This window comes from Celeribacter indicus (assembly GCF_000819565.1).
In the GTDB taxonomy this organism is placed as follows: Bacteria; Pseudomonadota; Alphaproteobacteria; order Rhodobacterales; family Rhodobacteraceae; genus Celeribacter; species Celeribacter indicus.
In genome coordinates this window covers 1-7,053 of the sequence record NZ_CP004398.1, presented here as the reverse complement: position 1 = coordinate 7,053, position 7,053 = coordinate 1, and the positions used below count along the sequence as shown (strand labels likewise).

Sequence of the window (7,053 nt, the reverse complement as noted above, 5' to 3'; positions counted from 1 at the left end):
GACCTACCCCTAGCTCATCCATGTTCAAATATCAGTTAAATCTGCAGCATATCTTTATCTGGCTGCTCTAATTTCGACCATACTGACCCGTCAAATATCGGTCAAGCTTGTTCAAATTTCGAGCAGACCTAGGTCACAGCTATGAGCTAGGGGTAGGTCACAGCTGTGACCTACCCCCCCCCCTTAAGTCCTTGTTTTTATTGGCTCGAAATTTTCCGCCTTCTAATGATCTATAGGAGGGCAAAAAATCCACGCTCGTTCGATCGGTAGCGCTCGTCAGTAAGCTGGCGAACGATCGGGCGGGGGTGGAGTTTTTGACTGACACAGGCGACGGAGGAGCCTGTTTATCTGTCAGTGCGTTTTTCGCACCATTGCTGATGATGTTCGTACATACCGCTGGCGAAACGCCAACCGGATGGGGTGGGTCAGGCAGGGAGGGGAAGGGTTATCCCCAATCTCGCCTTTCAACGCCTGTGGCAACGGTCGGATTGTGCTGAGAATGGGAAGGAGGTCGGTGGCTCCTCAATTCTCCCCTTGCGGTACTTGCCTGATCCAGAAGGCGCAGAAGCTGGATCCGTTGTCCTGGTCCACGACCTGCCCACCGAACCACGATCTACCGCAGTTGTAGCGCACCAGATCATCGACCGAGAGGGCCGACTTGGCCGTTTCCATGCCATAGGCCAGCAGAAGGCCCAGAACGGCCCCTGTGGCGAGCATGGAGGCCAACCACACCCAGAACCCGCCAAAGTAGCGCCACGCCTGCCTGCGGGCCTCTCCGGCGGCCTGTGAGAGGCTCCGGGCGGCTTCGAGGCTCTCGGTCCGGGTTTTCGCGATAGCCCCCTCAGCGGCGCTCGCAGCGGCTTTGGCGGTCTCTTCCCGGAGCACTGCCGCAACCCCCAGCAAACGCATCTCGACGGCTTTCTGGACTTCGGGGCCAACCTTGCACATCCGATCCACACCCTCGGCCAGCATTTCGTGCAGGGCTTCGGCATCTTCCTTGTCCAGACTGGTCCGCTTCAGGCGTTCCATGTCCTGCCGGATCAGGGTGATTTCATCAACGAGCTGCTGGAAGGGGTCTTTGACGCTCATGGACGTTCCGCCTTCGCAGCGACGCCATCCAGTTCTTCCAGCAATCCGACCAGCTCTTTCTGATCGACTTCGCGGGTGACGGCCCGACGCAGGAGGGCGGCGAGGGCGCGGGCCTTTTCCGGGTCTTTCAGCGCGTTGGATATTGCCACTGATCCGACGATGATCTTGCGGCGAGTTTCGCTGGCCTTCTGGCGTTCTTTCAGACGAGCCAACTTGGCCTGCGTCGCTGCAATCTGTTGATCAATACTCCGCGCCATTCTGACCTCCGCGTTCCTGACATCTGTTGATTTCTGGCAAAGGTTGAGGCAAGGTGCAAGACACGAAGTGCCCACTTATACAAACGCTGCGCGTTTGTGTGGGCGGGGGAGACTAGCGTTTCCCCTCGACCCCTAAGCAAAGTGCGGCACAGAATGGCAATCTATCATCTCAGAGCTTCGATGATTTCCCGCAGTCAGGGCCGCAGCGCCACAGCGGCTATTGCCTATCGTGTGGCGGAGCGTATCGAAGACCGCCGCACCGGGCTGACCTTCGATTACGCCGCGCGGGGCGGTGTCGATCACACCGAAATCCTCGCCCCGGATCATGCACCGGATTGGGGCCGCGACCGATCCGAGTTGTGGAACCGCGTCGAGGAAGCCGAGACCCGGAAGAACAGCCAGGTCGCCCGCGAGGTGCGCGTGGCCCTGCCTGCCGAGCTGACCCATGCGCAGCGTGTCGAGCTGGTCCGGGACTTCGCCCAGGAACAGTTCGTGGACCGTGGCATGATCGCGGATATCGCCCTGCACGCGCCAGGGCGCGATGGCGATGATCGCAATCACCATGCCCACATTCTGCTGACCACCCGCGAGATTGGCCCCGAGGGCTTCACCACCAAAAACCGCGACTGGAACAAGGTCGAGGTTCTGGAAGGCTGGCGCGAAGCCTGGGCGCGGGACAGCAACATCGCCCTTAAGCGCGCCGGCATCGAGGATCGCGTGGATCACCGGACCTTGGAGGCCCAGCGGGACGAGGCGCTTGAGCTGGCATCGGCGGCGCGGGAGCGCGGCGACGAGGGCGCGGAGCTGGTGCAGACGGTGCGCGCTATTGAGCTGGACCGACCGCCGTTGCCCCAGCTTTCCCCCGGCGCGTGGCAGATGAAAGAACGCGGCATCGAGGTCGGGCGGGTCGGGGCCTGGCACGAGGCCAAGGCCCGCGCGGCTGAGGTGATGGAGGTCGCCCGCGAGCTGGCCGGTCATGTCCGCGACTGGCTCGACCGGGCGGCGGATCGCGTGTTGGACCGTCTCGGGCCGGAGCAATCCGAGCTGGCGCTTGCCGGAGGGCGTGAGGGCCGGGAGCAGGAACCCGACCTTGCCACGCGGCTGCGCGAAGCGTGGGAAGGTCGGAAAGAGGGTCGGGAGCAGCATGAAGCCGATGCCTCAGAGCGGGAGGTTCCGGACGATCTGGCGGCGCGGTTGCGGGCCGCGGCAACCGGGATCGACCGGGAGGCGTTCGGAGATCGCGTTTCCGCGTTGCGCGAGGGCCGCGAGGCCGAGGAACAGCACACCGCGCAGGAGCAGGAGCGGCAGCGCACCAAGGAGCTGGAACAAGAGCAGGAGCGCGAAGTTCATGCCCGCCGCGACCGAGGGCATGATTACGGGTTGTAGACCTTCGCTGCGCTGCTCGCGAACAACCGCTGTGCGGACTTTGCTGCCTTTCACCAACTGTTAATGCACGTCCGCTTTGCCTTAGGCCCCATCGGAGGGTTTGCTTGCTTCGCAATCAATGATCCAAGATCGGCTGTCGGCGATCCCGCCCGCCGGGAGGCCGCGATCTTGGTCTCGACCTCATTCAACGTTCGGATGGACCCACCATAGGTGTCCTCGTAGTAGTGCTCCAGGAGTTCAGGCGTGAAGCCCTCAATCTTGTGCGCCTTGAACGGAAGTCCCCTCACAAAGTGCTCTTGGGTCGGTCCGTGCGCGGGCTTGGGAGTGTCTGTCATCTCATGTCCTTTCAGTAGGTCGAAAATCTGGTGGGAAAAGGTGGGGGGCTCACAGAAAAAGTCTCAGAGCGGCCCCCAGTAACGCGGCAACGAGCAAAATCCTGATAATCCCCCAGTGCAGCCGGAACGCTAGAAAGCAGCTGAGCAGAAACAGCGCTACGGCGAGCCATTCGATTGTGGCGAGGTCCGGTCGCCACAAGGTCACAGGGCCCAGGGTCTCGCGGCTCACATTGGTGAACAACACGTGCAGCGCAAACCAGAGCGAAAGATTGAGGATGACACCGACGACCGCCGCAGTGATCGCCTTGAGCGCGCCTTTCAGCCTCGGTTGGTTCGAAATCCATTCGATGTAGGGCGCACCGGCAAATATCCATAGGAAACAGGGCGCGAACGTCACCCAAAGCGCCACCACGGCGGCGCTGAGGCCAAGCAGAAGTCCGCCTTCCTTGAACCCGGCGAGGAAGCCGACGAACTGCGTTACGAGGATGAGCGGGCCTGGCGTGGTCTCCGCCAGTCCGAGCGCGTCGACCATTTCGCCTGCCGTCAGCCAGCCGAACTGAACAACGACATCCTGCGCCATATAGGCGAGAACCGCATATGCCCCGCCGAAGGTCACGACGGCGAGTGTGGAAAAAAACCTGCCTACCTCGACAAGAAGGTCCGGCGCGCCCAGCCAACCGAGGGCCAGCAATGGCAGAAGCCAGATCGCCATCCAGGTAGCAATTGTCAGGCCCGTCTTGCCTACCGAGACATGCGCCATGTCCACGGTTTGCCGATCCATGTCTGCGGTTCCCATGAACCAGCCGAACAGGCCCGCCATGAGAACGATCAACGGATAGGGGATCGATAGGAAGAATATCCCGACAAACGCCAGAGCGGCGATCACCCAATGCACTTTCTGCGACAGCGCTTTCTTGGCGACCCGCAACAATGCCTCGACGACGATCACCAGGACGGCGGCTTTGATGCCGTAAAACAGCGCCTCGACCAGTGGCACATTGCCATAGATGCTGTAGATCGCAGCAAGCGCCATGATCACGGCCGCGCCGGGAACGACAAAGAGCAACCCGGCGATAAGGCCGCCAATTGTGCCGTGAAGCCGCCACCCGGCATATGTGGCCAGTTGCATCGCCTCCGGACCGGGCAGCAGCATGCAAAGGCTCAACGCATTCAGGAATTGCTGCTCGGAGAGCCAGCTACGGTCTTCGACGACCTCCTTATGCATCAGTGCGATCTGGGCGGCAGGACCGCCGAAGGACAAGATTCCGATTTTCCACCACACGCGGGTCGCGTCGGAGAGAGACGGAGCCAGGTCCGTCTGGACATCATTCATACTGCTCATGACTCAAGCCTTTGTCGAAGCAGCAGGCCAGTCATGCCCTTCGCTCGTCGCGTCACGCGCCCATCGGTAAAAGGCATCGTAAAGCAGCATACCCGCGTCTAGTTGTTCCAGATCATCGCGGAACATGCGTGACAGACCCAAAGATGCTGCCAGAAGGCCAGCAGCCTCCGGTGCCAGATCATGTCTGTTGGTGTCGGCCCCGCGCACGATCACGGCCAATCTCTCAAGCGCCTCATGGCCGATGCCGAACTCCTCGATCATGGTATCGAACGTGCAGGTTTCGCCGCGATGGCTCCAAAACACATCCTCGATGTCGAATGGGGTCGCATTGAAGCGCTCAGCCACGTTGCCCACCTGTGAGGCGGCAACAAACAGGATTTGTGCCTTTGGGTCGATAAAACGACGAATGAGCCAAGGACAGGCAATCCGGTCGATTTTTGGACGATGGCGCGTCACCCACACTGTGCGACCCAACGCGTCAAGCGGCGGCAGTTTGTCCGTTATCACCAACGGGAGCTTCGCGTCTCTCCATGCGAATTGCCCGCCTTCAAGGACTTCTGCATTAACTCCTGAAGCGCGCAGCAAGGCCGCAGCTCCCTGACTAATCTTGAGGCCCTTTTGACAATAGACCACCACTGACCGGTCTTTGAGCGTTTCGGCCAGATCAACGACAGAATTGAACGGGTGGCGGTAAGCTCCGGGAATGAGTCTTGGATCATCGTCGAAATCTTCATCGATGCGCACATCGAGAAGGGTTGGACAATAGGGAGTCCCAATCAGACGGGCCAGAGCAGATACGGGGATTTCATTGTACGACGCCATAAAGCATCCTCCATGCAAAGAGCGAGAACTGGAAGGATGCAAGATTGGGCTGGCGCCTCACGGGGTTCTTGCGGACCCCTGAATTACTTTTCTAGATGCCATCGCTTCAAGTGTCAAACCCAAGAGCCGCCGTTGGCTGCATCGCAGAAATCCCGAAGTAAGGGCTCGAGTCAGATTTCGCCGCGCTCTGCATGAACGGCTGCTTTACTGAACCCGCAAGGGCATCGAGCGTTCCGATATTTGAGGTCTTCACGCTCGATGCCCTTGCTATCGGCGCACCTAGTTGCTGACGGAACTCACACGGTAGATATTTCATGAAGAAGGTCTAAAAAACGAAAGGGGCGGACTAGCCACCCCTTCGCATCTATTTCCCACCTAAGGGAAGCGGTCACGGTTGCCCGCGCCGTATCTGGCTCCTTAGGTAGCATCCTGTGGCCACAGAGTCAAGATTTTCAGTATGGGAGATTCTTGAGCGCGCGCTCTTTAATGTGCTCGAAATCGGCTTCGGAAATGCGCGGGATCACTCGCCCAGGTGGACTTAGGCGGCTTACGGCCACCGTCATCAGGTGGTCACAGATCACCCACGCTTGTTTCGCCTGTAGCGGGGACTGCATAGGGTAAGCATGTGGGTTGTCAGGCTGCGACTTGGTAGAGAAAGGCAGCACTGTGACTTTGCCGTGAAGGGTCGTTTTCAGCGACATGATGAGCACGGGCCGTGTTTTCCAGAACTCGGGCAACTGGGCGTCGTCGGGTAGCTTGCACCAATACACCTGACGGATGCGCGGAGCACTCTTGACGGTTGGCGCAACGCGCGGCGGTGGGGTTTCTTCTGCCATTCTGTTCCGTCACCTTTTCCACGGCCAGCGCCAGCCGGGGCGTTGTGCCTCTTGCGGGGCAGGCAGCATCCGGCGCAAGTCCTCGATGTGCTTCCCCCTCTCTTCCGCCAGTGCCTCGGCCACGGCGGCGCGTTGTTCGGCCTCTGCCAACTGTGCTTTCAGCGTATTAACTTCACCGGGCAAGTGGGTGTTCTTGTTGGTAAAGTTATCTGGTTCATCTTGTCCACCTGTTTTCGCGCTTTCCGTCCGTGGCTGGTAAACTCTGGCAAGTTCTGCAGGATCAATTTGCCACTGGCCTTTCCCATCCTGAACACCAGAAACTTTGCCGGTTTTCAGTGCTTTTGTGAGTGTTGGGCGGGATACTTGGTAAATCTTTACCGCCTCACGGATGGAAACATTAGCCACGGTGAATACCCCTATTCGCTATCTTCAGTAGGATGGCCAAAGGCGGGCAAGCTTGGTTCTAGACCGGGAAAGGATGGCTGAGAAACGGGTGGTAAACCTTGACCGGCTGGAAGCTGAAGCTCACCGACACGGGGCAGGCGGTGCAACTCTTCCTTGGCCGCATCGAGAGCACCAGCGGGTTGTTCATCCTCGCTGACCAGAACCTCGGCTTGCAGGCGCGAATACCGGAGCTTGTCACGGCCTTCTGTCCACGCCACGCGGCTATTCAGAACATAGGCGTTTACCGTGCCACTTGCGCCAATCTGGACAACTTCGACCCAGTTCCCGGATTCCAGTATCTTGATGGCGCGCTTCACTGTTGCAGGCGAGGAACCCATGAGTTTTGCGAGCACTTTGTGCGAGGCGACGATAGCGTTCTGTTCCCCGACATTCGCCACCAGGACATGCAGCAACGCCCCGGCAGCGGGCGACTTAACTGCCAGCCGACCCCACGCTTCATGCGCTGCGCGGTCGGTTTGGACGAAGTGTCCCCGCTGCTTCTTTGCCGGAAGCATTGCCCGTTCTCCCCCTAGCTCATCCAT

General features: G+C 59.7%; 9 protein-coding genes. 1 reads left to right on the top strand and 8 read right to left on the bottom strand.

The window, feature by feature from the left end:
- Positions 1-522: 522 nt before the first annotated feature.
- Together P73_RS24195 and P73_RS24190 are read right to left on the bottom strand one after the other, a co-directional pair.
- Positions 523-1,089, bottom strand: coding sequence for a hypothetical protein (locus P73_RS24195; RefSeq protein ID WP_043872401.1), 567 nt, complete (start codon positions 1,087-1,089; stop codon positions 523-525).
- Complete coding sequence (locus P73_RS24190; RefSeq protein ID WP_043872400.1) at positions 1,086-1,346, bottom strand: hypothetical protein; 261 nt, start codon at positions 1,344-1,346, stop codon at positions 1,086-1,088. Before P73_RS24190 ends, P73_RS24195 begins: the two co-directional genes overlap by 4 nt.
- Before the next feature lie 153 nt (positions 1,347-1,499).
- Here P73_RS24190 and mobQ point away from each other — a divergent pair, with 153 nt between their 5' ends.
- Positions 1,500-2,732, top strand: coding sequence for a MobQ family relaxase (mobQ, locus tag P73_RS26295; RefSeq protein WP_082033416.1), 1,233 nt, complete (start codon positions 1,500-1,502; stop codon positions 2,730-2,732).
- 50 nt (positions 2,733-2,782) lie between these two features.
- On the opposite strand, the gene P73_RS24180 is transcribed toward mobQ, so the two are convergent.
- The 6 genes from P73_RS24180 to P73_RS25430 form a co-directional block, all read right to left on the bottom strand.
- Positions 2,783-3,067, bottom strand: a complete 285-nt coding sequence (locus P73_RS24180; protein WP_043872399.1) for a hypothetical protein — start codon at positions 3,065-3,067, stop codon at positions 2,783-2,785.
- Positions 3,068-3,116: 49 nt separating this feature from the next.
- On the bottom strand, positions 3,117-4,409 hold the full coding sequence (gene chrA, locus P73_RS24175; protein ID WP_043872398.1) for a chromate efflux transporter: 1,293 nt from the start codon (positions 4,407-4,409) through the stop codon (positions 3,117-3,119).
- Positions 4,410-4,412: 3 nt separating this feature from the next.
- Positions 4,413-5,231: a chromate resistance protein ChrB domain-containing protein gene (locus P73_RS24170; RefSeq protein ID WP_043872397.1), complete on the bottom strand. Its 819-nt coding sequence runs from the start codon at positions 5,229-5,231 to the stop codon at positions 4,413-4,415.
- Between the two features lie 452 nt (positions 5,232-5,683).
- A complete protein-coding gene (locus P73_RS24165) occupies positions 5,684-6,067 on the bottom strand; it encodes a type II toxin-antitoxin system PemK/MazF family toxin (RefSeq protein ID WP_050686564.1) in 384 nt (127 codons plus the stop codon).
- A gap of 9 nt (positions 6,068-6,076) precedes the next feature.
- The gene (locus tag P73_RS25855) at positions 6,077-6,472 is read right to left on the bottom strand and encodes a hypothetical protein (RefSeq protein WP_050686563.1); all 396 of its coding nucleotides are present in this window, start codon (positions 6,470-6,472) and stop codon (positions 6,077-6,079) included.
- A gap of 11 nt (positions 6,473-6,483) precedes the next feature.
- Positions 6,484-7,026 (bottom strand): replication/maintenance protein RepL, encoded by a 543-nt coding sequence (locus P73_RS25430; RefSeq protein WP_111772960.1) that lies wholly within the window; start codon positions 7,024-7,026, stop codon positions 6,484-6,486.
- Positions 7,027-7,053: the final 27 nt, after the last annotated feature.

What these genes read in the sequence shown, in the direction of transcription:
- P73_RS24195 (WP_043872401.1), bottom strand. Translation starts at nt 1,089, where the DNA reads ATGAGCGTCAAAGACCCCTTCCAGCAGCTCGTTGATGAAATCACCCTG.
- P73_RS24190 (WP_043872400.1), bottom strand. Translation starts at nt 1,346, where the DNA reads ATGGCGCGGAGTATTGATCAACAGATTGCAGCGACGCAGGCCAAGTTG.
- mobQ (WP_082033416.1), top strand. Translation starts at nt 1,500, where the DNA reads ATGGCAATCTATCATCTCAGAGCTTCGATGATTTCCCGCAGTCAGGGC.
- P73_RS24180 (WP_043872399.1), bottom strand. Translation starts at nt 3,067, where the DNA reads ATGACAGACACTCCCAAGCCCGCGCACGGACCGACCCAAGAGCACTTT.
- chrA (WP_043872398.1), bottom strand. Translation starts at nt 4,409, where the DNA reads ATGAGCAGTATGAATGATGTCCAGACGGACCTGGCTCCGTCTCTCTCC.
- P73_RS24170 (WP_043872397.1), bottom strand. Translation starts at nt 5,231, where the DNA reads ATGGCGTCGTACAATGAAATCCCCGTATCTGCTCTGGCCCGTCTGATT.
- P73_RS24165 (WP_050686564.1), bottom strand. Translation starts at nt 6,067, where the DNA reads ATGGCAGAAGAAACCCCACCGCCGCGCGTTGCGCCAACCGTCAAGAGT.
- P73_RS25430 (WP_111772960.1), bottom strand. Translation starts at nt 7,026, where the DNA reads ATGCTTCCGGCAAAGAAGCAGCGGGGACACTTCGTCCAAACCGACCGC.